This is a genomic window from Micromonospora sp. WMMD998 (assembly GCF_029581235.1).
Lineage (GTDB): Bacteria > Actinomycetota > Actinomycetes > Mycobacteriales > Micromonosporaceae > Micromonospora.
Window position 1 is genome coordinate 2,880,544 of sequence record NZ_CP120740.1, and the last position, 23,783, is coordinate 2,904,326.

The 23,783-nt window shown below is 76.5% G+C and carries 6 protein-coding genes; all 6 read right to left on the minus strand.

Annotated elements, in window-relative coordinates; all coding sequences use genetic code 11:
• Positions 1–15: 15 nt before the first annotated feature.
• Genes O7619_RS13570 through O7619_RS13595 form a run of 6 tightly spaced genes read right to left on the minus strand, consistent with a single transcriptional unit; the run spans position 16 to position 23,626 of the window.
• Entirely contained in the window at positions 16–1,188 is a 1,173-nt protein-coding gene (locus O7619_RS13570) for an aminotransferase class I/II-fold pyridoxal phosphate-dependent enzyme (protein WP_282288096.1), read from the minus strand.
• Positions 1,185–6,482, minus strand: a complete 5,298-nt coding sequence (locus O7619_RS13575; protein WP_282288098.1) for a non-ribosomal peptide synthetase — start codon at positions 6,480–6,482, stop codon at positions 1,185–1,187. Before O7619_RS13575 ends, O7619_RS13570 begins: the two co-directional genes overlap by 4 nt.
• Positions 6,479–7,498 (minus strand): TauD/TfdA family dioxygenase, encoded by a 1,020-nt coding sequence (locus O7619_RS13580; protein WP_282288100.1) that lies wholly within the window; start codon positions 7,496–7,498, stop codon positions 6,479–6,481. Before O7619_RS13580 ends, O7619_RS13575 begins: the two co-directional genes overlap by 4 nt.
• Positions 7,495–8,532, minus strand: a complete 1,038-nt coding sequence (locus O7619_RS13585) for a TauD/TfdA family dioxygenase (RefSeq protein WP_282288102.1) — start codon at positions 8,530–8,532, stop codon at positions 7,495–7,497. Before O7619_RS13585 ends, O7619_RS13580 begins: the two co-directional genes overlap by 4 nt.
• Positions 8,529–11,699, minus strand: coding sequence for an amino acid adenylation domain-containing protein (locus O7619_RS13590; RefSeq protein ID WP_282288103.1), 3,171 nt, complete (start codon positions 11,697–11,699; stop codon positions 8,529–8,531). The genes O7619_RS13585 and O7619_RS13590 overlap by 4 nt, the downstream gene beginning before the upstream one ends.
• Positions 11,696–23,626, minus strand: coding sequence for a non-ribosomal peptide synthetase/type I polyketide synthase (locus tag O7619_RS13595; protein WP_282288106.1), 11,931 nt, complete (start codon positions 23,624–23,626; stop codon positions 11,696–11,698). The genes O7619_RS13590 and O7619_RS13595 overlap by 4 nt, the downstream gene beginning before the upstream one ends.
• Between the last annotated feature and the right edge of the window lie 157 nt (positions 23,627–23,783).

Here is a 23,783-nt window from a genome sequence, read left to right on the forward strand (position 1 = left end):
AGCGTGCGATCGGGGTCAGGCCGGCGCCCCCTCAAGCGCGGCCAGGAAGTCGGCCACCAGGTCGGCGGTGTCCTCGATGCCGGTGGAGACGCGCACCAGGCCCGCGCCGATCCCGGCGGCGGCGAGCTGCTCGGCGTCCACGATCCCGGCCCACATCGAGCGCGGGTGCACCACAAGCGTGCTGACGCTGCCGAGGCTGGCCGCCCGCTTGGCCAGGCGCAGCCCGGCCAGCAGCGCCGCCGCGCCGTCGCGCCCGGCGGCCAGCTCGACGCCGAGCACCCCACCGAACCCGGTCATCTGCCGGCGGGCCAGCGCGTGCTGCGGGTGCGAGGGCAGCCCGGGATAGCGGACCCGGGCCACCGCCGGGTGACCCTCCAACGCCTCGGCCAGGGCCAGCGCGTTGGCGTTGTGCCGCTCCATCCGCAGCGACAGCGTCCGCAGGCCGCGCAGCAGCAGCCAGGCGTCCACCGGCCCGAGCGTGGCGCCGGTGACGATCGCCGTCCGCCACACCCGTTCGATCAGCTCCGCGCCGCCGACCACCACCCCGGCGGACACGTCGGAGTGCCCGCCGAGAAACTTCGTGCCGCTGTGCCAGACCAGGTCCGCGCCGGCGGCCAGCGGGCGCTGGTTGATCGGGGTGGCGAACGTGTTGTCCACCACCACGAGCGCGCCGGCCGCGTGCGCCGTCTCGACGACGGCGGCCAGGTCGGTCAGCTCCAGCAGCGGGTTGCTCGGCGTTTCCACGAGCACCAGCCGGGTCTCCGGCCGCAGCGCGCGGGTGAACGCTTCCGCGTCGGTCTGGTCGACCTGGGTGCAGGCGACACCGAAGCGCGCCAGCAGCCCGGTGGTCAGCGAGGTGGTGCCGCCGTACGTGCTGCGCTGCACCACCACGTGGTCGCCGGCGGCGAGCAGGGCCAACGCGACCGTGCTGATCGCGCCCATCCCGGACGCGGTGACCAGCCCGGTCTCCGCGCCCTCGAGCGCGGCGACCACGGCGGCCACCTGCGCGTGGTTCGGGTTGCCGTACCTGGTGTAGAACGCGCTGCCGCGCGCCTCGGTGGCGATTGCGGTGAACCGCTCGTCGGACTCGGCGCTGAACGTGGCGCTCTGCACGATCGGCGGCGCGACCGCCCCGCCGGGGACCAGGCCGTCGTCACCGTGCACCGCGGCGGTGCCGAACCCGGTCATCCGCGGGCCACCCGGTCGACAAGCTCCCGATAGCTGCCGAGCGCGCTGAACTCCGGCAGCGTCAGGTCGCTGCCGTGGCGCTGGCGCAGCACGGTGACCAGGCGCAGCGCGCGCAGCGAGTCACCGCCGGCGGCGAGGAACCCGGTCGCCGGATCACGCGGCGCCGTCCCCAGCACCTCCTGCCAGGCCGCCGCCACCCGGTCCGCCCACCGCTGGCGCGCGTCCCCGGCGACCGCCGGCGGCGCGGCGACCACCGGCGGCAGCGGCGCGTCCGGGTCCGCCGCCAGCAGCCGGCGGAAGCCGTCGGTGAGCGCGTCCACCCGGTCGGCCGGTACGTGCCGGTGGTCGTACTGGACCATCAGCCCGAGCCGCCCGGCGTCCAACTCGGCGTCGACGGCGAGGCTGAACGCCACGTCCACGGTGACGCCCCGGCTGCCCACGATGCGGCTGCCGTCGCCGGCCGGGCGCGGCGGGAAGTGGGTCCAGTTGAAGAAGTGGTCGAAGCGCGGACCCGCGCCGCCCGCCCGGACGATCTCGGCGAGTGGGAAGCGGTGGCGCCCCATCAGCTCCCGCTCGGCCCGCCACGCCTCGGCGGCCAGCCCGGCCACCGACCGGTCGCCCAGCGTGAGGCGCACCGGCAGCGTGTTGAGGAACAGCCCGAGCGTGGCGGCGCTGCCCTCGCCCTCCGGCCGCCCGCCGACCACCAGGCCGCTGACCACCTCGTCCCGGCCGGTCAGCTCGCCGATCAGCCGCAGGTGCACGGCGAACAGCCAGGACTTGACCGGCACCCCGGCGTCGCGGGCGAGCCCGGCCACCCGTTCGGTGGTGCCGTCCCGCAGCGGCACCCGCTGGGTGGTGGTGGTCCTCGGCGGCGCGCCGCCGACCAGCAGCGGCGGCGCGCCGCCGGGGCCGTCCAGCCAGAACCGCCGGGTCGCCGGGTCGGCGAGCGCCGCCCGCTCCGCCGCCACGTACTCCCGGAACGGCAGCCCGGCGTCGGCCTCCGCGGGCGTGCCGGCCCGTTCCCGGTCGTACCCGGCGAGCAGGTCGGCCAGGAGCAGGTGCAGGCTCCAGCCGTCGAGGACACTGTGGTGCTCGGCGACGAGCAGGGTGAACCCGTCGCCGCCGGTGCGGACCGCGTGCAGCCGCAGCAGCGGCGGCCGGGTCCAGTCGAACGGGCGGTGGCGCTCCTCGGCGACGAGCGCGTCGATCCGGGCCCGGCGGGCCGGCGCGTCGAGGCCGGTCAGGTCCGTCACCGGCAGGTCGACCGGCACCCGCGCGTGGACGAGCTGCAACGGCTCGGCGTACGCGCCGAGCGCGAAGCCGGTCCGCAGCACCGGGTGCGCGTCCACCAGGACGGCCAGCGCCCGGCGCAGCGCCGCCGCGTCGAGCGGCGCGGCCACCTCGTGCGCGGTGACGTTGTGGTAGACGGCCGGGTCGCCGGTCAGCTCACCGTGGTAGACCATGCCGAGTTGGAGCGCGGTCATCGGGTACGCGTCGACGAGCCCGTCCGGCAGCAGCTCCCGGTCGGCGGCGTCGACCATGGCGAACCGCCCGTCGTGCGCGGCCGGCTCGGGTGTGACGCCGTCCAGCGTGATCCGGCCGTGCGTCACCAGGTCCCGGATCGTCTGGTGCGTGAAGATGTCGTTGAGCTGGAACGACAGCCCCCGCTTCTGCGCCGCGACCTGCATCTGGATGCTGCGGATGGAGTCGCCGCCGAGCGCGAAGAAGCTGTCGGTCACGCCGAACGTGGCCACGCCGAGCACCTCCCGCCACGCCTCGACCAGGATCTCCTCGGCCCGGTTGGCGGGCGTCACCGCCGGGTCGCCGGCCGGCCGATCCGGCCGTGGCGCGGGCAGCGCCGCCCGGTCGAGCTTGCCGTTGCGGGTGAGCGGCAGTTCGTCGAGGACCACCACCGCGGCCGGCACCAGGTGCGCCGGCAGCCGCTGCGCGAGCCACTCCCGAAGTGTGAGGCGGGGGCCCCCGTTATCGGATTCTGCTGTGGCGGGGCCCCCGCCAATCACCTCACCGGGGGCGGCGGCGTACTCCGGGCGGACCGCGTGCAGGGTGTGCCGGTCGGTGCCGGCCAGCAGGTCGTCCTGGCGGGTGACCACGGTGAAGCCGCGCGCCTCCAGCAGCACCACCAGCTCGGCCAGCCGACCGGCGGTGGCGGTGCCGGGAGCGTCGTGCACCTCCATGGCCACCTGCGCGACGAGTGGCCAGTGCCGGTCGTCCAGCCCGGCCAGCACGTCCGCCTCGGCGCGCTGCACGTCGATCTTGAGCAGGTCGATCCGGGCCGGCGCCAGCTCGTCCAGCACGGCCGACAGCGGCCGGACCGGCACGGTCAGCTCCCGGCCGGCGAACCGCTCGGCGAGCAACTCGTCGGCCCGGTCGAGCAGCACGTCCCGCTCGCCGGCGACCGCACCGGCCGCGGCGTCCCGCTCGTTGGCCAGGTACCGCTTGATCACCCCGATCTCGGCGTCCGGGTCGGCGTACGCGGCGTGGCCGGACATCATCGAATAGCCCGGGTAGTAGGTGAACGAGACCTCGCCCGGCTCCCGGGACAGCCCGTGCGCGTGCACCGTGGCCGGCACGCCGAACTCGGCGACGTTGCGGCGTAGCGCCTCCACCACGGCCGGGACCGGCTCGAACGCGTGGATCGTGGCGTCCGGGCAGACCTGGTGCACGAAGAGCGAGAACATGCCGATGTTCGCGCCCACGTCCAGCACTGTCGCGCCGGGTCGCAGCACGATCCCGTCGCGCAGGTAGACCCGCTGGGTGAAGATCTCGTCGTACAGGTAGCGGGTCTCGTGCGGGTTGATCCCGGCCACCCGGGTCAGGTCCAGCGACGCGCCGGCGCGGGGCCGGACGTAGGCGACCAGCCGGTCGCCGTACCCGTCGTCGTCGCGGGCGACCACGGCGGCGTCGGCCACCTCCGAGTGGCCGCGCAGCACGGCGGCGACCTCACCCGGTTCCACCCGGAACCCGTGGATCTTCACCTGGTCGTCGAGCCGCCCCAGGTAGCGCAGCCGCCGCTCGGCGTCGAAGCGGACCCGGTCGCCGGTGCGGTAGACCCGCTCGACGCCGCCGTCGGGCAGCGGCAGCTCCACGAACCGGCGGGCGGTCGCCTCCTCGTCGCCCGGATAGCCGTCGGCGAGCTGCGGACCGGCCACACACAGCTCCCCGGCCACACCCGGCGGCACCGGGCGCAGCCGCTCGTCGAGCACCCGCACCGCCACGCCCGGCAGCGGCCGGCCGATCGTCGGCGGGTCCCCGGCGCGGATCTCCGCGACGGTGCTGTCCACCGTGCACTCGGTCGGGCCGTACAGGTTCACCGCGCGCACGCCCGGCCGCGCCGCCACCTCGGTCCACAGGTCGTCGCCGACGGCTTCGCCGCCGAGCAGCAGCAGCCCGGGCAGCCGGGCGTCGCCCGCCCCGGCGAGCAGGATGCGCGCCTGCGACGGGGTCAGGTCGAGCACGTCCACCCGGTGCTCGGCCAGCGTGGCGGCGAGCACGGCGCCGTCCCGGCGGGCGTCCTCCGGCACCAGGAAGAGGCCGCGCCCGTGGGCGAGCTGCACGAGCTGCTTCACCGAGGCGTCGAAGGTCAGCGGCGCGTTCACGGCCACCCGCAGGCCGGCCGGGCTCCCCGCGTACACGGTCGCCTCCAGCGCGCCGGCCAGGTGCGCGGCGGCGGCGTGCGACACCCGCACCGGTCGGGGCGTGCCGGTGGAGCCGGAGGTGAAGATGACGTACGCCGGGTCGGTCGGCGCCGGCGCGGGCGGCGGCGGGCCGCCGGCCGCGACCAGCTCCTCGACGGACACGGTGGCCGGCCCGCCGACGCCCACCACGCAGTCCGCGCCGACCGCGCGGAGCTGCGCGGCCACGCGCGGCGCCGGTGCGTCCGGGTCGAGCGGCACGAACACCGCGCCGGCCCGCAGCACGCCGAGAAACGCCACCACCGTGTCCCGGGAACGGGCCGCGAGCACGCCCACCGGCGCGCCGGCCAGGCCGCGCGCGGCCAGCGCCGCGGCCACCCGCGTGGCCCGCCGGTCCAGTTCCTCGGCGGAGTACGCGCCGTCGGCCGCCACCACGGCCGGGGCCTGCGGGTCCATCGTGGCCAGGCCGGCGTCGAGCAGGTCGACGAGGGTACGGGTGGACGCGGCGCCCGCCGCGCCGCCGGCCTCGGACAGCCAGCCGGCCTCCCCGGCGCCGAGCACCGCCAGCGGGGCGTCCCCGGCGAGCGCGGCCGGCAGGCTGCGCAGCACCGCCACCAGCGAGTCGAGCAACCACCGCCCGCCGCTGACCCGGAGCGTGACCTCGCCGTCGCCGCTGCTGGTGAGCACGGTGAGCCGGGGGCCGGTCGGCGGCGGCGGGACGGGCACCTCGGCGGTCGCCGCGCCCCACGGGGCGAGGGCGTCCGGTGCGACCGCCGGCTGCACCGCGAACCCGGCGACCGCGCCGGTCGCCTCGTCGACCGGGTCGACCAGGTGGAACGTCTCGTCGGCGGTCGCCTCGGCGGCGCGTACCGCGGCCAGCAGCTCGGCCGGTCCGGCCGGCAGCGGCAGGGCCAGCCGGAGCGGGCCGTAGCCGCCGAGCGGGCCGACCACGGCGGCGGTGCCCTCGGCCCGCCGGCCGTCGTGCCAGCGGGCCAGCACCAGATCCGTGTCCTCGGCCCCGTCGGGCGCGTCGGCCCGGCGGGCGACCGCGAGCGCCCAGGCGGCCAGCAGCACCGTCTCGGCGGCGCAGCCGGCGGCACCGGCGATCCCGGCCAGGTCGGCGGCGGGCAGCGCGGCGGTGACCACCGCGCCCGGGTCGTCGCCGTGCGGCTCGACCAGCCGGGCGGCCGGCGCGACCGGCGCGGGCGCCGGGGCCGCCTCCCGCTCCTCCACCTGCCACTCGGTGACGTCGAGGAACTGCAACGCCTCCTCGTCGGCCGGCGGCAGGTCGTCCGCGTACGCCCGGGCCAGGTCGGCCAGGACCAGCCGCAGGCTCGCCGGGTCGGCGATCAGCGGGGTGGCGGCCAGCTCCAGCGCGTCGTCGGTGAGCGTCACCGACAGCTCGCCCTGCGCGCCGACGGTGACGGTACGGTCGTCGTCCACGTCCTGCAACGGCACCCGCAGGCCGGGATGGTGCACCAGGGTCAGCCGCAGCGCCTCGTGCCGGGCCACCACCGCGTCGACGGCGGCCTGCAACCGGGCCCGGTCGAGCGGCCGGTCCAGCCGCACCCGGGCCCGGACCAGGTCCTGCTTGCCGGCCCAGGCCAGCCGCTGGACCGGGGACAGACGGTATCCGTTCACCACACACTCCGGTTGACATAGAGGTCGGACATGGCGACCAGGATCTGCCGGTCGCCGGTGAAGGGTTCCCGGCCGTGGGTGGCCAGGAAGTTGTCCACCACCAGCACGTCGCCGCGCCGCCAGGGCACGGAGAGGGCGTGCTGCCGGTACAGCGCACGGATGCCGCCGACCACCTCGTCGGGGATCGGCTCGCCGTCGCCGTGGTAGGCGTTGCGGGGCAGCCCCTCCGGGCCGTACTCGCGCAGCAGCGCGGCGGCCACCTCGGGCGGCATGTTCGACACGTGGAACAGGTGCGCGTGGTTGAACCACACCGTCTCCCCGGTACGCGGATGCGTGGCCGTCGCCTGCCGCCGCGCCACGGTCCGCAGCCCGTCGTCACCGAGCCAGGTGAACTCGGTCGCCGAGGCGGCGCAGTACGCCTCCACCTCCGCCCGGTCGGTGGTCTGGAACGCCTCCTGCCAGGGCAGGTCCAGGTGCGGGCCGTAGTTGCGCACGTAGCGGACGCCGTCGCGGCCGAACCGTTCCCGCACCTCCGCCGGGATCAGCGGGGTGATCACCCGCTCGGCGGCGAGCGGGGTCGCGCCGCCCTCGCCGGTGGCCGGCTGCGCACAGTGGAAGAAGAGGTGGGTCGGCCAGTTGTGCGAGTACGACATCTCGTGGTGCAGCGGAATCCACTGGGCGGCGTTGAACTCGGTGGAGGTGAAGACCCGGTCGGCCACCTCGTGCCGGGGCGCCGCCCGCTCCAGGTAGCCCAGCAGCTCCGGGCCGACCGTCCGGGCCGCCCGGCCGAAGTCGTCGGCGCTGCGCACGTCGAAGCCGCGGAAGAACACCGCGGCGTGCCGGTCCAGGTCGGCCAGCAGCTCCGCCCGCCGCCCGGCGAGCCAACCGGCCAGGTCGAGGTCGGGCACGGCGGCCTCGACGAGCAGCACGAAGTCGTCCGGCCCGAGCGTGCGGCGGGTCACCGGCTCGGTGGTGGTGCCGCCGGCGGCGCGACGGCGGGGTCCCGGGGCGCTCATGCGGCACCACCGGTCAGCTCGGGCGCGGCCACCGGGTCGGCCATCGCGGTGAGGATCCGCCGGGGCGGGGTGAACGGTTCCCGGGCGTGTGCGGCGAGCATGTTCTCCACCAGCAGCACGTCGCCGACGCGCCAGTCGAAGGAACGGGTCTCCGCGGCGTACGCGGCCCGCAGCTCGGTCAGCACCTCGTCCGGGATGGGCGTGCCGTCGCCGTACGCGGTCTGGTAGGGCAGGTCCTCCTCGGCCAGCGCGGCCCGCAGCCCGGCGCTCACGTCCGCCGGCAGCGAGGTGACGTGGAAGAACAACGCGTGGTTGAACCAGGTGCGCTCCCCGGTGACCGGGTGCCGCCGCACCGCCGGGCGGACCTGCCGGGTGCGCAACTGCGTCTCGCCCACCCACTCCACGTCGATCATCGCGCGCCCGCAGTACGCCTCCACCTCGGCGCGGGAGTCGGTCTGGAACGCGGTCTGCCAGGACAGGCTGATGCCGGGCAGGTAGTTGCGCCGGTAGAGCACGCCCCGCCGCTCGAACCCGTCGACCGTCTCCGGGCGCAGCCGGGCCAGCACCCGGCGGCTGTCCGCGAGCGGCGTACGCCCTCCGGCGGCCGGGGCGACCTCGCAGTGGAACACGATGCGCAGCGGCCAGGTGACCGTGTAGGACTGCTCGTTGTGCAGCACGATCGGCTGGTCGGCCGGGTGCTCCGTGGAGGTGTAGACGCCCTCGGCGACCCGGCTGCGCGGCGAGGACCGCTCGCCGTAGGACAGCACGTCGCCGGAGAGCGCCGCCATCACGGTGCGGAAGTCGTCCGCGCCGGCCACCGCGAAGCCGCGGAACAGCACCGCGCCGGCCCGGCGGGCCAGCTCGTCCACCTCGTCGCGGTGCCCGGCGAGCCAGCCGGCCAGGTCCACGTCGGGCACGGTGGCGCGCACCAGCGCCGGCAGCGGGCCGCCGGGCCAGTCCGGTCGTACGTCCACCAGGGTCCGTTCCCGGCCGCGGCGGGGGACGGGCCGCGCGACCCGGATCTGATCGGTCATCTCTCACTCCCAGCGGTGTCGACGCAGTCGGCGAGACTGCGCCGGGGGTCGGCGGCGGCGGTGCGCAGCAGCGCGGTGAGGCGGCGGTGCCACTCCACCACCGTGTGGTGGTCGAACAGGTCGGTGCGGTAGGTCCAGAGCGCGTCCAGCGCGTCCCGCCGGTCGTCCAGCCAGAGCGTCAGGTCGAGGCGGGCCGCGTCCGGGGTCAGCTCGACGCCGGTGAACTCACCACCGGCGACGCTGACGTGCCGGGCCGGCGGGGCGTTCTGCACCCCGAACGCGACCTGGACGAGCGGGTTGCGGTCCGGCCGCCGGACCGGGCGTAGCCGCTCCACCAGCAGGTCGAACGGGACGTCCTGGCGGGCGGCGGCGAACAGCGTCACCCGCCGCGCCTCGGCGAGCAGGTCGGCGAACGTCCGGTCCGGCGCCGGGCGCAGTCGCAGCGGCAGCGTGTTGACGTGGCAGCCGACGCTGTGTTCGGCGGCCACGCTTGTGCGCCCGGCGAACGCGACGCCGACGAGCAGGTCGTCGCGGCTGGCGGCGGCGCCGAGCAGCGCGGCGAACGCGGCCAGCCCGACCATGTGCAGGCTGACCCGGCGGGCGCGGGCGAGTTCCCGTACCGCCGTGGCGGTCGCCGGGTCCACGGTGGTCCGCAGCGCGGCACCGCGTCGGCCCGGCGTGTTAAGCGGGGCCCCCGCCTCTACCGAATGCGTTAAGCGGGGGCCCCTCCTTACCTCCAGCAGGGTGGGGGCGCCGTGCAGCTCGTGTAGCAGCTCGGCCGCCGCGCGCTGGCCGGCGGGGCCGGCCAGCCAGGCGCGCTGTGCGGCGGCGAAGACGGCCGGGCCGGGCGCCGGAGCGCCGGGGGGCGCGTCCGGGGCGTCGTACGCTTCCGCGAGGTCCCGCACCAGCACCCCGAACGACCAGTCGTCGGCGACGGCGTGGTGCACGACCAGCAGCAGCGCCTCCGCCCGCCCCTCGCCGTCGGAGAGCAGGTGGGCGCGCAGCAGCGGCCCGGCCGCCAGGTCCATCGGGCTCGCGGTGGCCTCGGCGGTCAGCCGGGCGAGGCGGGTGTCGAGCGGGATGCCCGGCTCGGGGGGCGCGACGACGAGACGCGGCCGGGCGTCCGGCCGGACCACCTGCACCGGCCCCTGCGGGCCGGCGGGGAAGACGGTGCGCAGCGCGGGATGCCTGTCGACCACCCGGTGCAGCGCCCGGGTCAGCCGCGCCGCCTCCACCGGCGCGGCGAAGCGGACCGCGAACGCCAGCAGGTAGGACGTGTCGGTCGGGTCGAGCCGGTGCAGGAACCAGAACCGCCGCTGCGTCGCGGACAGCGGCGCCGGCTCGTCACCGCCCGCCGCCGGCCCGGTGGCGGGCGTGGCGTCCGGTGTGGACGGGGCGTCGAGGTGTTCGATGAGCGCGCCGACGGTGGGGTGGGCGAACAGGTCGCCGGGGTCGACCCGGCGGCCGGTGGCGGCGGTCAGCCGGGTGGCGCAGCGCACGGCGAGCAGCGAGTCGCCGCCGAGCGCGAGGAAGTCGTCGGCCGGGCCGGTGACCGGCACGCCGAGCAGATCCCGCCACACCGCCGCCACGAGCGCGCCGGTCACGCCGAGCGAGTCGACGCCGTTGTCGACGCCGGAGTCGGCGGTGGAGCCGAACGCCGGCGCGGGCAGGGCCGCGCGGTCCACCTTGCCGTTCGGCAGCGTCGGCAGCCGGTCCAACCACACCACCGCCGCCGGGACCAGCGGCGCCGGCAGCACCTCGGCCAGCCGGGCCCGGACGTCGTCGCGTCGTGCCCCGACCAGGTAGCCGACAAGCAGCGGGTCCCCGCTCGGGCCGGGCCGGACGGCGGCGGTCGCCTCCCGCACGCCGGGCAGGGCGGCGAGCCGGGCGGCCACCTCGCCCAGCTCGATCCGGTAGCCGCGCAGCTTCACCTGGTCGTCCAGCCGGCCCAGGTAGGCCAGTTGCCCGTCCGGGCGCAGCCGGACCCGGTCACCGGTGCGGTACATCCGCTCGCCGGGCCGGAACGGGTCCGGCCGGAAGCGGGCCTCGGTCTCCGCCGGCCGGTCCAGGTAGCCGCGGGCCAGCCCGGCGCCGGCCAGGTACAGCTCGCCGGCCTCGCCGGGCGGCACCGGACGGCCGTCCGGGTCGAGCACGTACGCCCGGGTGCCCGGCAGCGGACGGCCGATCGGCGGGTCACCGCCGTCGCGCGGCACCTCGGCCCAGGTCGAGTACGTGGTGTCCTCGGACGGCCCGTACAGGTTGCACAGCCGGCGCACGTGCGGACGCGCCCACACCCGGGCGGCAAGCGCGGCGGTGAGCGGCTCACCGGCCAGGCAGACCGTGCGGACGCCCGGCGGCAGCGCCCCGGCGGTGAGCAGCTCGCCCATCGCCGCCGGGACGGTGTTGACGAGCGTGACCGGCAGCCGTTCCGCGCCCGGCGTCGCCAGCGCCAGCACGTCGTCGACGAGCAGCACCCGCCCGCCCCACGCGAGCGGCCCGAAGATCTCGAAGACGGACAGGTCGAAGCAGACCGAGGTGGCGGCGAGCATCCCGCCCAGCTCGGTGTCGTCGAACGTCTGCCGGACCCAGTGCAGCAGCACCGACGCCGAGCGGTGCTCGATGGCCACGCCCTTGGGACGTCCGGTGGAGCCGGAGGTGTAGATGACGTACGCCAGGTCGTCCGGCGTGACCGGCGTCGCCGGGTCGGTGGCGTCACCGGCCGGGTCGAGCCGGTCCACGAGCACGGTCGGGCCGGTGAACACCTCGGCGAGGCCGGCGGTGGTCAGCACCAGCCGCGCCCCCGAGTCGGCGGTCATGAACGCCACCCGGGCCGCCGGGTACGCCGGATCCAGCGGCACGTACGCGGCGCCGGCCTTGAGCACGGCGAGTAGCGCGACCACCAGGTCCGGCGTACGCGGCAGGCAGACACCGACCCGGTCGGCGCGCGTGACGCCACCGGCGAGCAGCGCCCGGGCCATCCGGTTCGCCGCCCGGTCGAGGTCCCGGTAGGTGAGCGTGGTGTCGCCGTGCCGGACCGCCTCCCCGTCCGGGGTCCGCGCCGCCTGGGCGGCGACCATCCGGTGCAGGCAGTCCACGGTGGCCGTGCCGCCCCCGGGTCGGCGGGCGGCGCGGCGGGTCGGGCCGGCGGGCCGGGCGGGCGCGCTCACCGGGCACCACCCACGGCGGCGAGACGGCGGTCCGCCTCCTCCTGGATGCGGTCCTTGTCGGCCAGGACGACGCGGCCCGGGTCGTTGTCCGGCAGCTCGTCCTCCAGCCGCCGGATCCGCCGGTACGCGATGCCGCCGGCGGCGAGCGCCAGCGCGCAGAGCCCGGCCAGGATCGCGGCGAGCGCCATCCCGCGCCCCGGCCCGGTGCCGACCAGCCCGGCGAGCGGGCCGCCGGGCCGGGCCAGCGGCGCGAGCACGTGCTCGGCGAGCGGGCCGGCGCTGAGGAAACCGGCGGGCACCATCAGCCAGGACAGCATCTGCGCCATGGCGAGCACCCGGCCCTGGAGTTCCAGCCCCACCTTGGCCTGCACGATGGCCAGCCAGTGCGTGTTCACCAGCGCGGTGGCCAGGCCCATGCCGAACAGGCCGAGCGCCGGGAACAGCGGGTCCGGCCGCAGCCCGACGGTGAGCAGCGAGACGCCGAGCAGCACGACGCTGGCCAGGATGCCCGTGGTCCGCCGGGCGGTGCCGCCCCAGACGCCCATCAGCACCGACCCGACGACCATGCCGACGCCGCTGGCGGCGAGCACCCGGCCGAGCACCGCCGGGTCGCCGAAGGAGAGCGTGAGCGGGGTGACAAGCACCTCGACCATGGCGAAGAAGTAGTTCAGCGACGCGACCAGGACGACCAGGGCGACCAGCCCGTGCCGCCGGACGATGAACCGCCAGCCGCCCAGCACCTCACGCCGGAACGGTTCCTCCCGCCGTACGAACAGCGTGTCCGGGAAGCGGACCGACAGCGTCACGGTGACCGCCACCGCGAACGTGACCAGGTCGATCACCACGATCCCGCGCAGTCCGACCGCGAGCACCAGCGCGCCGCCGACGAGCGGGGCCAGCACGGTGCTGGTGGCGGTGCCGAGCGAGACGATGCCGTTGGCCCGCCCGTAGTAGCGCTTCGGCACGAGCTGGGTGACCGCCGCCTGGTAGGCGGGTTGCTGGAACGCGGTGGCCACGGCCGTGACGGTGATCGCGGTGAGGATGTGCCAGAGGTGGAGCTGACCGAGCCAGAGCAGCAACGCCAGGCTCACCGTGCCGGTGGCGGCCAGGCAGTCGGCGAGCACCATGATCCGCCGTCGGTCCCACCGGTCGGCCAGCGCGCCGGCGATCGGTGACAGCACCACGGCCGGCAGCAGCGCCAGCACGGTGGCGGTGGCGAACAGCGACACCGAGCCGGTGCGCTGGTAGACCCACAGCCCCATCCCGAACGCGGTCAGCCCACTGCCGATCAGCGAGACCAGTTGACCGATCGCGACCAGGTAGAACACCGCCAGGCTGGGCGTCGCCCGGCGCCGCGTCGCGACGTCCCCGGCGGGCGAGGTCCGCGCGGCGGTCCGGTCCGCGTCCGCCGGCAGGGGCACGGCCGCGGCCCGGTCGGCGTCCGCCGGCGCGGATCCGGCGGCGGTGCCGTCCGGCGCGGCGGCGCAGTGCCGGAGAATGATCCCGGCCAGCTCGGCCGGCTGGTGCTTGGCGAAGTAGTGGCCCGCGCCGTCGATCACCTCCAGCGACACCCGGTCGGCGAAGAACTCCCACTCCAGGTAGCGCTCCTGGTACAGCTCGGTGGCCCGGTCGCCGCCGCCCACCACGCACACCAGCGGCGCGGACAGCTTGCGCGGCAGCCCCTCGGCGTAGACGTCGGTGTAGTAGTCCTCGCCCCGGGCCGCGTCGGCCAGGACCACCCGCATCACGAAGTCCTTCTCGGCGGCGTCGAAGACCTCGGTGAAGAAGCCCATCGCGCGCAGCGACTCCAGGGTCCGCCGCTTCGACGCCCAGCGTTCCACCGGGAACCACCGGCGCAGCCAGCCGAACACCCGGCCGGGCAGCCGGGGCGCGGGGAAGTGCGCGCCGATCACCACGCCGGTGACGTCGACGCCGGCCGCCTCCAGCCGGCGGGCCAGTTCCACCGCCTCCGCGCCGCCCACGCAGTGCCCGTACACCGCCACCGGGCCGGTGATCTGCTCGACCACCTCGGCCACGCAGCGGTCGACCAGCTCGTCCAGGTCGAGCATCGGCTCGTCCGGGCGGTTCAGGTCGTGCCCGGGGCGTTCCAGCGCGTAGAGCGACACCCCGGCCGGCAGGGCGTCCGCGAGCGGCTGGAAGGTGATCGCGGAGCCGCCGCCGAACGGTACGCAGAGCAGCGTCAGCGTGGTCGGTGCGCCCGGCCGGGCCGGGGTCAGCTCGTGCAGCAGCTTCCCGGCGGAGCCGCCGGTGGCGTCCAGGTGCGCGGTCAGCGCCCGGATGGTCGGGTGGCGGAACAGGTCGAGCACGCTGATCGCCGGGTCGCTGCCGGCCAGCGCCTTGATCGCCCGGAACGAGTCGCCGCCCAGGTCGAAGAAGTCGTCGTCGATGCCGACCCGGTCATAGCCGAGCACCTCCGCCCAGCGTCGGGCCAGCGCCGCCCGCAGCGGGGTGTCCGGCTCGCCGGCGCCGGCCGCGGCGCGGTCGCGGCGGGGCGCGGGCAGGGCGGCCCGGTCGACCTTGCCGTTGGCGTTGAGCGGCATCCGGGACAGCGGCACGAACGCCGACGGCACCATGTAGTCCGGCAGCCAGGTCCGGACGTACGCCCGCCACGGCGCCGGGTCGGCGGTGAAGTCGGCGGTCAGCTCGCTCCCGGCGTCGGGCTCGGGCCCGCCGGCCAGGGTCAGGTAGGCCACCACGGTCTTCTCGCCCGCGTCCTCGCGGACCACCACGGCGGCGTCGCGGACCGCGTCGTGCCGGCGCAGCACCGACTCGATCTCGCCCAGCTCGATCCGGAACCCGCGCACCTTCACCTGCGAGTCGCCCCGCCCGAGGAACTCGATCCGGCCGTCAGCGAGGCGGCGGCCGAGGTCGCCGGTGCGGTAGAGCCGGCCACCGCCGTCCGGGTCGGGCACGAAACGCGCGGCGGTCAGCGCCGGGTCGCCGTGGTAGTCCCGGGCCAGCCCCGGCCCGCCCAGGTGGATCTCGCCGGGCACGCCGACCGGGACCGGGTGCGACGTCGCGTCGAGCACGTGCGCCCGCATGTTGCCGATCGGCCGGCCGATCGTGGGCCGGCTCTCGTCCGGGGTGATCCGGTCCATGGTCGCCCAGACGGCGGCCTCCGTCGGGCCGTAGAGGTTCCACAGCGCGTCCACCCGGTCGGCCAGTTGCCGGGCCAGCGGCGCGGGCACCGCCTCGCCGCCGCAGACCGCGGTCAGCCCGGGCGTGCCGGTCCAGCCGGACTCGATCAGCAGCCGCCAGGTCGTCGGCGTGCCCTGGGCCAGGGTGACCCGCTCGGCGGCGAGCAGCGCGGCCAGCCGGGGCGCATCGTAGGCGACGTCGCGGTCCACCAGCAGCATCCGGGCGCCGACCACGAGCGGCAGGAACAGCTCCGGCACGGACATGTCGAAGGCGAAGCTGGCCATCGCCAGCATGGTGCCGTCGCGGGTCAGGCCGGGGCGGTCGCGCATCGCGGCGAGCGTGTTGACCACCGCGCCGTGGGTGGCCCGGACGCCCTTGGGGCGGCCGGTCGAGCCGGAGGTGTAGATCAGGTACGCCAGGTGGTCCGGCCCGACCGACGGCGGGGGCGCGGTGTCCGGCTCCCCGGGCGCATCCGGCGCCGTCACCGTGCCGTCGAAGTCGGCGAACCGGTCGACCAGGCCCGGATCGGTGACCAGCACCGGCGCGCCGCTGTGCGCCAGCACGTAGCGCTGCCGCTCCACCGGGTACTCCGGGTCCACCGGCACGTACGCGCCGCCGGCCTTGAGCACGCCGAGCAGCGCGACCGGCAGCTCGGGCGAGCGGGGCAGGCAGACCGCGACCGGCACGTCCGGGCCGACGCCGGCGCGGCGCAGCCGGTGGGCGAGCCGGTTGGCGCGGGCGTCGAGGGTGGCGTAGTCGAGTGTGGTCGGGCCGAACGTGACCGCCGGCCGGTCGGGGTCCGCCGCCACCCGGTGGGCGAAGAGGTCGACGAGCGTCGGCGACCGGCCCGGCGGGGTGTCCCAGCCGGCCGGCGTGGCGGTGTCGTTCCACTCGGCGAGCCGCGCCCGCTCGGCGGCGGTGAGCAGCGGCAGCGCCGCCAGCCGGACGCCCGGGTCGGCGACCGCGGCGGCGAGCAGGGTCTCCAGGTGGCCGACCATCCGCTCGGCGGTCGTCGGGTCGAACAGCGCGGTGTTGTATTCCAGCCGGAACCGCAGCCCCTCGGCCACCTCGTACGCGTACAGCGCCAGGTCCTGCTGGGCGATGCCCGGCTCGACCGCGAACGGGGTCATCCGCACCCCGGCCGCGTCCACGTCCCGCTGCTCGGGCACGTTGAGCAGGTTGAACATCACCTGGAACAGGGGGTTGCGGCTCAGGTCGCGGGGCGCGTCGACCAGGTCCACCAGCCGCTCGAACGGCACCTCCTGGTGGTCGTAGGCGTCCAGCGCGGTGCGCCGGACCCGACCGAGCAGCTCGGTGAACGTCCAGTCGCCGTCCAGCACGGTCCGCATCGGCAGCATGGTGACGAAGAAGCCGACCATCGGTTCCAGTTCGGCGCGGACCCGGCCGGCGACCGGGGTGCCGACGCAGACGTCCCGCTGGCCGCTCCAGCGGAAGAGCAACGTCTGCCACGCGGCCAGCAACGTCATGGCCAGCGTGGCGCCGTGCTCCTGGCTGAACCGGCGCAGCGCGTCGGCGGCCGGTCGGGACAGGACCAGCGTGCGGACCGCCCCGTCGAACGTCTGCACCGGTGGGCGCGGCCGGTCGGTGGGGAGTTCCAGGGCGGCCGGCACTCCGGCGAGTTGCCCCCGCCAGTACGCCAGGTCCGGGTGGTCCGGGTCGGCCAGCCGGCCGCGCTGCCAGCGCGCGTAGTCGCCGTACTGGACGGCCAGCTCGGGCAGCGGGTTGGCGCGTCCCTCCCGCGCGGCGGCGTAGAGGGTGGCCACCTCGCGGGCCACCACGCCGAGCGACCAGCCGTCGGAGACGGCGTGGTGCATGGTCAGCGAGAGCACGTGCCGGTCGTCGGCGACGCGCAGCAGCACGGCCCGGAACAGCGGCCCGGCGGCCAGGTCGAACGGGCGTCGCACGTCGGCGGCGAGGGCGGCGTGCACCCATCCGGGCAGCGCGCCGGCCACCGCCGGCTCGACGATGCTCGGCGGCGCGTCCGGGTCCGGGTCGGCCGGGGCGCACCGCACCGGCAGCTCCACCGGCCCGGCCGGGAGCACCCGCTGCACCGGGTCGCCGTCGGGGCCGAGCGGGAACACGGTACGCAGCGCCTCGTGCCGCCGCACCAGCCCGGCCAGCGCGGCGCGCAGCGCGTCCTCATCGAGCGTGCCGTCGAGCAGCAGCGTGGTGCCGACGGTGTAGGCGTTCTGCGCGTACGCCTGGTCGAGGAACCACAGGCGGTGCTGCCCGGAGGAGAGCGGCGCCGGGCCGGCGTCCGGCGCGGCGCGCGCGATGCGCTCCCCGTTCGCCGCGTCCGGGGCGACGACCGCTGGCCGGGTCGCCGCGTCGTGGCTGTCCGCCGCGGGCCGGGCCGTCGGCCAGCCGTCGACCGGTACGGGCAGCGCCGCCGCCAGCGCCGCGACGGTGGGCCGGGCGAAGACCGTCTCCATCGGCACCGCCACGCCGAGGCGGGCGCGCAGCCGCACCACCACCTGGGTGGCGAGCAGCGAGTGCCCGCCCAGTTCGAAGAAGTCGTCGTGCGCGCCGATCGGCCGGATGCCGAGCAGTTCCGCCCAGACCTCCGCCACCACTTCCTGCGCCGCCCCGTCCGGCGCCACGAAGGCACTCCCCAACGCCGGCCGATTCCCCCCGTCCGCCGCGCGCTGATTCCCGGAAAGCGTGGCCATCTCGCCAGGAATAGCCACGCTTTCCGGGAAAGAGGCCCCGGCGGGTGAGGGGCGGGCGGGGGCGATCCAGTGGCGGTGTCGGGCGAAGGGGTAGGCGGGCAGGGGCACCCGGCGGTCACCGTCGCTGTGGAAGCGGTCCACGTCGACCGGGACGCCGGCCAGCCAGAGCCGGCCCACGGCGTCGAGCAGCGTCGTCAGGTCGTCGGCGTCGGCGCGGGGATGCCGCATCGCCGCCACCGCGTGCGCCGGGCGCAGCCCGGCGAGCCGGGCCAGGCCGCCGAGCGCGTGCCCGGGGCCCAGCTCGACCACTGCCGCCTCCTGCTCGGCGAGGAGCGCGGCCGACTCGGCGAAGCGGACCGGCTCCCGCAGGTGCCGCACCCAGTACGCCGGATCGGTGACCAGGCCCGGGGTGACCGGACCGCCGGTCAGGTTGCTCAGGTAGGGGCGTTCGGGTTCGGCGTAGTCGACGGCGGCGGCGTGCGCGGCGAACTCGTCCAGGATCGGATCGAGCAGCGCGGAGTGGTAGCCGCGGGCCACCCGCAGCGGCCGGCAGTCGACGCCGTCGGCGGCCAACCGGTCCCGCAGCCGCCCGACCGCCGCCGGGTCGCCGGAGACCACGCACAGCTCCGGGGCGTTCACCGCGGCCAGCGACAGCCCGTCGTCGAGCAGCCCGGTCACCGCCGCCTCGGGCAGCCCCACCGCGAGCATCGCTCCGGCCGGGGTCCGCTCCACCAGCTCGCCGCGCGCCCGCACCAGGCGCAGCGCGTCGGCGAGGGAGAAGACGCCGGCCAGGCAGGCGGCCACGTACTCGCCGAGGCTGTGGCCGACCATCAGGTCCGCGGTGACGCCCCGGGCCAGCAGCGTACGGGCCAGCGCGTACCCGGTGACGAAGAGCGCGGGCTGCACCAGCGCGGGCCGGTCGAGCAACCGCTGTGCCGCCGCGTGCCCGCCCGGCGGCGGGTCGAGCACCTCGCGCAGGTCCCGGCCCAGGTCGGCGCCGAGCAGGTCGGCGCACTCGTCCACCACGGCGCGGTAGGTCGGCTCGGTCCGGCGGAGTCCGGCCCCCATCGCCACGTGCTGGGCGCCGTGCCCGGGGAAGGCGAACGCGAGCGTCCGCCGGCCGCCCGGGTGGCTGCCGGTGAACCGCCGCGCCGGGGTGTCCAGGGCGGACACCGCGTCGGCGCGGTCCGCCGCCACCACGTACCGCCGGTGGGTCATCGGCTGCCGGCGGCCCAGCGCCGCCGCGACGTCCGCGAGCGCCACCTCCGGGTGGGCGTCGAGGTGGTCGCGGAGCTGCCGGGTGGTGCGCTCCAGCGCGGCCGGGGTACGCGCCGACACCACCAGCAGCCGCGGCCCCGGCGCGGCCGGGACCGGTGGTCGGGCCGGCGTCGCCGGCGGCTCCTCCAGCACCACGTGCGCGTTCGTGCCGCCCATGCCGAACGAGCTGACCCCGGCCCGGCGCGGACCGTCGGCCGCCCACGGGCCGCCGACGCGGTCGAGCCGGAACGGGCCGGTCGTGACGTCGATCGCCGGGTGCGGCCGGTCCACGTTGATGGTCGGCGGCAGGGTCCGCGTCCACAGCGCCATCACGGTCTTGATCAGACCGGCCACGCCGGCCGCCGCGTCGGTGTGCCCGATGTTGGCCTTGACCGAGCCGAGCGCGCAGAAGCCCCGCGCGTCGGTGCCGCGCCGGAACGCCTCGGTCAGCGCGGCCACCTCGATCGGGTCGCCGAGGGTGGTGCCGGTGCCGTGCGCCTCCACGTAGCCCACCGAGCGCGGGCTCACCCCGGCTGTGGCCAGCGCCCGGCTGATCACCTCGACCTGCCCGGCGACGCCGGGCGCGGTGTAGCCGGTGCGACGCGCCCCGTCGTTGTTGATCGCCGAGCCGCGGATCACCGCGTAGACCGTGTCGCCGTCGGCGAGCGCGTCGGCCAACCGCTTGAGCACGACCACGCCCACGCCGCTGGACTCGATGCTGCCGCGCGCGTCGGCGCTGAACGGCCGGCAGTGCCCGTCGGGGGAGTAGATGCCCCCGTCGTGCCAGAGATACCCGCGCCGCTGGGCGGGGAAGACGCTGACGCCGCCGGCGAGCACCACGTCGGACTCGCCGGTGAGCAGGCTCTGCCGGCCCAGGTGCACGGCCACCAGCGAGGTCGAACAGGCGGTGGCCACGGTGACCGCGGGGCCGGTCAGGTCGAGCTGGTAGGCGACGCGGCTGAGCAGGAAGTCCTTGTCGTTGCCGAGCGAGATCTGATGTTCGCTGAGCCCGCCGGTCAGCTCCGGGTGGCCGTTGAGGTGGTCGAGCAGGTAGGAGCTGCGGCCCGAACCGGCGAACAGGCCGACCCGGCCCCGGTGGCGGGACGGGTCGTGACCGGCGTGTTCGAGCGCGTGCCAGGCGCACTCCAGCAGCAGCCGGTGCTGCGGGTCCAGCGTCTCCGCCTCGCGCGGGGTGAAGCCGAAGAAGGCCGCGTCGAACTCGTCGATGCCCGGCAGGTACGTGCCGGCGCGCACGTACGCCGGGTCGTCGACGCGGGCCGGGTCGGCGCCGTCGGCGAGCATCTCCTCGACGGTGAACTCGCGGACCGACTCCACCCCGTCACGGATGTTCGCCCAGAACTCGTCTACCGTGCGGGCGCCCGGGAACCGGCAGGCCATGCCCACCACGGCGACCGGGCCGTCGGCCGGACCCGCGCCCGCGGCCGGCGGCGTGACGGGCGGGGCCTGCGTCGCCGGCTGCGGGTCCGCGCCGGTCGTCGTGACCCCGACGAGGTACGCGGCCAGCGACTCGGGCGTGGGATGGCGGAACAGGTCGGTGGCGGTCAGCACGTCACCGAGGCGGGCGCGGAGCCGGTCGAGCACGGCCAGCAGCCGCATCGAGTGCCCGCCGAGGTCGAAGAAGCTGTCCCGGGGGCCGACCTCGTCCACGCCGAGCACCTCGCGCCACACGTCGGCGACGAGCCGCTGAAGGCGTACCCGGTCGGCGTCCCACCGGTCCGGCGCCGCCGTCGTCGTGCCGCCGGGCCGGGCGGGGACGGGCGTGGCGCTGTCGGCGCTGCCCGGCGCGGCGGACCTCCCGGTGGCGTCGTCCGGCCCGGTGACGCGGACGGCGGCCGGACCGGGCGCGGGCAGCGCGTCCGGGTCGAGCTTGCCGTTGCCGGTCAGCGGCAGCGCGTCGAGCCGGACGAACGCGGCCGGCACCAGCCAGGACGGCAGTTCGGCGGCGAGCGTGGCGGCCAGCCCCGCCGGGTCCGCCCCGTCGCCGGCCAGGTAGGCCACCAGGCGCGGGTCGGCCGGGTCGTCGTGGCGCAGGTGGACGGTCACGTCGGCGCCCGGCCGGTGCCGTCGGATCGCCGCCTCGATCTCGCCGCACTCGATCCGGTAGCCGTGCAGCTTGACCTGCCGGTCGGTGCGGCCCAGGTATTCCAGGATCCCGTCCGGCCGGCGACGCGCCAGGTCTCCGGTGCGGTACAGGCGCGCGCCGGGGACGCCGGAGAACGGGTCGGGCCGGAACCGCTCGGCGGTGCGGTCCGGCTGCCCCAGGTAGCCGCGCGCCACCCCGGCGCCGCCGACGTACAGCTCGCCGACCACGCCCACCGGCACCGGGTTGCCCCACGTGTCGAGCAGGTACAGCGCGGTGTTGGCGATCGGCCGGCCGATCGGCACCGAACCGCCGGCCGGGGTGTCCGGATCCACCTCGTACGCGGCGCAGCCGACCACGGTCTCGGTCGGGCCGTACTCGTTGACGAGCGCGGTCTCCGGCGCGTGCGCCCGCCACGGCGCGACCTGGTCGGCACGCAGGTTCTCGCCGCCGATCACGAAGCACCGGGTCCGCCCGGCCAACTCGTCCGGGCGGAGCTGGTGCGTGACCAGCTCCAACTGGGCCGGGGTGATCTTGACGAGGCCGAACGGGGCGGCGGTGTCGCGGAGCGCCTCGCCCAGCGCGGCCGGGCCGAGGTGCGCGCCGATCATCCGGACGGTCGCGCCGGCGGCCAGCGGCACCAGCAGGCTCGTCACGGTCAGGTCGAACCCGACCGACGAGTGCAGCGGGACCACGTCACCGGCGCGCAGCCGATAGGACTGGACGGCCCAGCGCACGTAGTTGGACACCCCCCGGTGGGTGACCATCACGCCCTTCGGGCGGCCGGTCGAGCCGGACGTGTGGATGACGTACGCCAGGTCGTCCCCGGCGGGCGCGGGCCGTCGTCGCGGCCGTCGGCGCGGCCCGCCGCCGCGCGCCGGCTCCACCACCGTCGCCGGGCTCTCCGGCCCCGGCACCAGCAGCGCCGCGTCCCCGGGGACCAGGTGCGCCAGCTCGGCGCAGGTGAGCACGACCCGGGCGGCGGTGTCGTCGATCAGGTGCCGCAGCCGGGCCGGCGGGTTCGCCGGGTCCATCGGGACGTAGGCCGCGCCGGCGCGCAGCACCGCCAGCACCGCCACGGTGAAACCGACCGTGCGGGGCAGCAGCACCCCGACCAGGGCGCCGACGCCGACCCCGCGTGCGCGCAGCGTCTCCGCCAGCGCCTCGGCCCGGGCCTGCAACTCCCGGTAGCTCAGCGCGGCCACGTCGTCGGTCACCGCCACCCCGTCGGGGGTACGCCGGGCCTGCTCCTCGATCAGCACGTGGACCAGCTCGTCCGGCTCGGCCGGCGTGGCGGTGCGGTTCCACTCGGCGACCAGCCGCCGGTGCTCGGCGGCGGTGAGCATCGCCGCCGAGCCGACCGGCGCGCCCGGATCGGCCAGCAGCGACGCCAGCAGCCGCTGGAAGTGCCCGGCGAGGCGGGTCATCGTGTCGGCGTCGAACAGGTCGGTGCGGTACTCCAGCACGGTCCGGAGACCACTGTCGTTCTCCCGGACGGCGACCGTGAGGTCGAACTTCGCGGTGTCGACCGGCACCTCCACGGCGCGCACCTGGAGGCCGTCCAGGCGGGGCGGGGCGGTCTCGCGCCCGTACACGAACATCACCTGGAACAGCGGGCTGAACCCGGCCCGCCGGGCCGGGCGTACCGTCTCCAGCACGGTCGAGAAGGGAAGCTCCTCCCGGCTCAGGGCGTCGAGCACCGCGCCGCGCACCCGGTCCAGCAGCATGTCGAAGGACGGGTCGTCGTCCAGTCGGGCCCGGATCGCGACGGTGTTGAGCAGCAGGCCGACGAGCTGCCGCGTCTCCGGACCGCGTCGGCCCGCCACCGGCGTGCCCACCACCACGTCACGCTGGCCGGTCCACCGGGCCAGCAGCACGTGCAGCACCGCCAGCAGCACCATGTACGGCGACACCGGGGCCCGCCGGCAGAACGCGGCCAGCTCCTCGGCGGGTATCTCCAGCGGCACCGTGAGGGTGGCGCCGGCGGCGGACGGCACCGCCGGGCGCGGACCCCGGGTGGGCAGGTCGAGCGCCGCCGGCGCGCCCGCGAGCTGTTCCCGCCAGTAGTCGAGCTGGGCTGCGGACTCCGCCCCGGCGAGCCAGTCCCGTTGCCGGATCGCGTGGTCGCGGCAGTCGCCGGCCACCGGATCGAGCACGGCCGGCCGCCCGGCACGGTGGGCCGCGTAGAGCCGTTCCCACTCCTCGGTCAGGATGCCCAGCGACCACTCGTCGATCGCGACGTGGTGGAACGTCAGCAGGAGCAGGTGCTCCTCCGGCGAGCACCGCAGCAGATCGGCCCGCAGCACCGGCCCGCGTCGCAGGTCGAGAGGTTCGCGGGCGGCGGCCCGGAGTCGGGCCCGCACCTCCCGGTCGCGCTGCCAGCTCGGCAGGCCACTGAGGTCGTGCAGCCGCAGCAGCCCCGGGCGCGACTCGTGGACCACCTGGACCAGACGGGCGTCGTCGCCGTCGCCGTGCCCGGGCGCGAGGGTGGTGCGCAGCGCGGCGTGCCGGGTCACCAGATCGTCGAGCGTCGCGGACAGCGCCGGCACGTCGAGCGGGCCGTGCAGCCGGTAGGCCAACGGCACCAGGTAGCCGGCCGATCCCGGGTCGAGTCGGTCCAACTGCCACATCTGGCGCTGAGCGGCGGTGGCCGGCGCGGTGTGGTCGGGCTCGGGCCGCGCCGGTCGGGCCGGTCGCCGGGTCCGCAGGACGTCGGTCATCGCCTCCGCCTTCGTCATTCCCAGCCGCCGGGTGGGCGTCGTCCGGGCACGGCAAACCGCGCCCGGATCGGCCGGGTGATGGAAAAGATCAGGATTCCTCGATGGGGAACCTGGCCCATCATGGCACCGGCGATCTTCGGCCGCCGATCCCCGGATC

What these genes read in the sequence shown, in the direction of transcription:
- O7619_RS13595 (WP_282288106.1), bottom strand. Translation starts at nt 23,626, where the DNA reads ATGACCGACGTCCTGCGGACCCGGCGACCGGCCCGACCGGCGCGGCCC.
- O7619_RS13585 (WP_282288102.1), bottom strand. Translation starts at nt 8,532, where the DNA reads ATGACCGATCAGATCCGGGTCGCGCGGCCCGTCCCCCGCCGCGGCCGG.
- O7619_RS13580 (WP_282288100.1), bottom strand. Translation starts at nt 7,498, where the DNA reads ATGAGCGCCCCGGGACCCCGCCGTCGCGCCGCCGGCGGCACCACCACC.
- O7619_RS13570 (WP_282288096.1), bottom strand. Translation starts at nt 1,188, where the DNA reads ATGACCGGGTTCGGCACCGCCGCGGTGCACGGTGACGACGGCCTGGTC.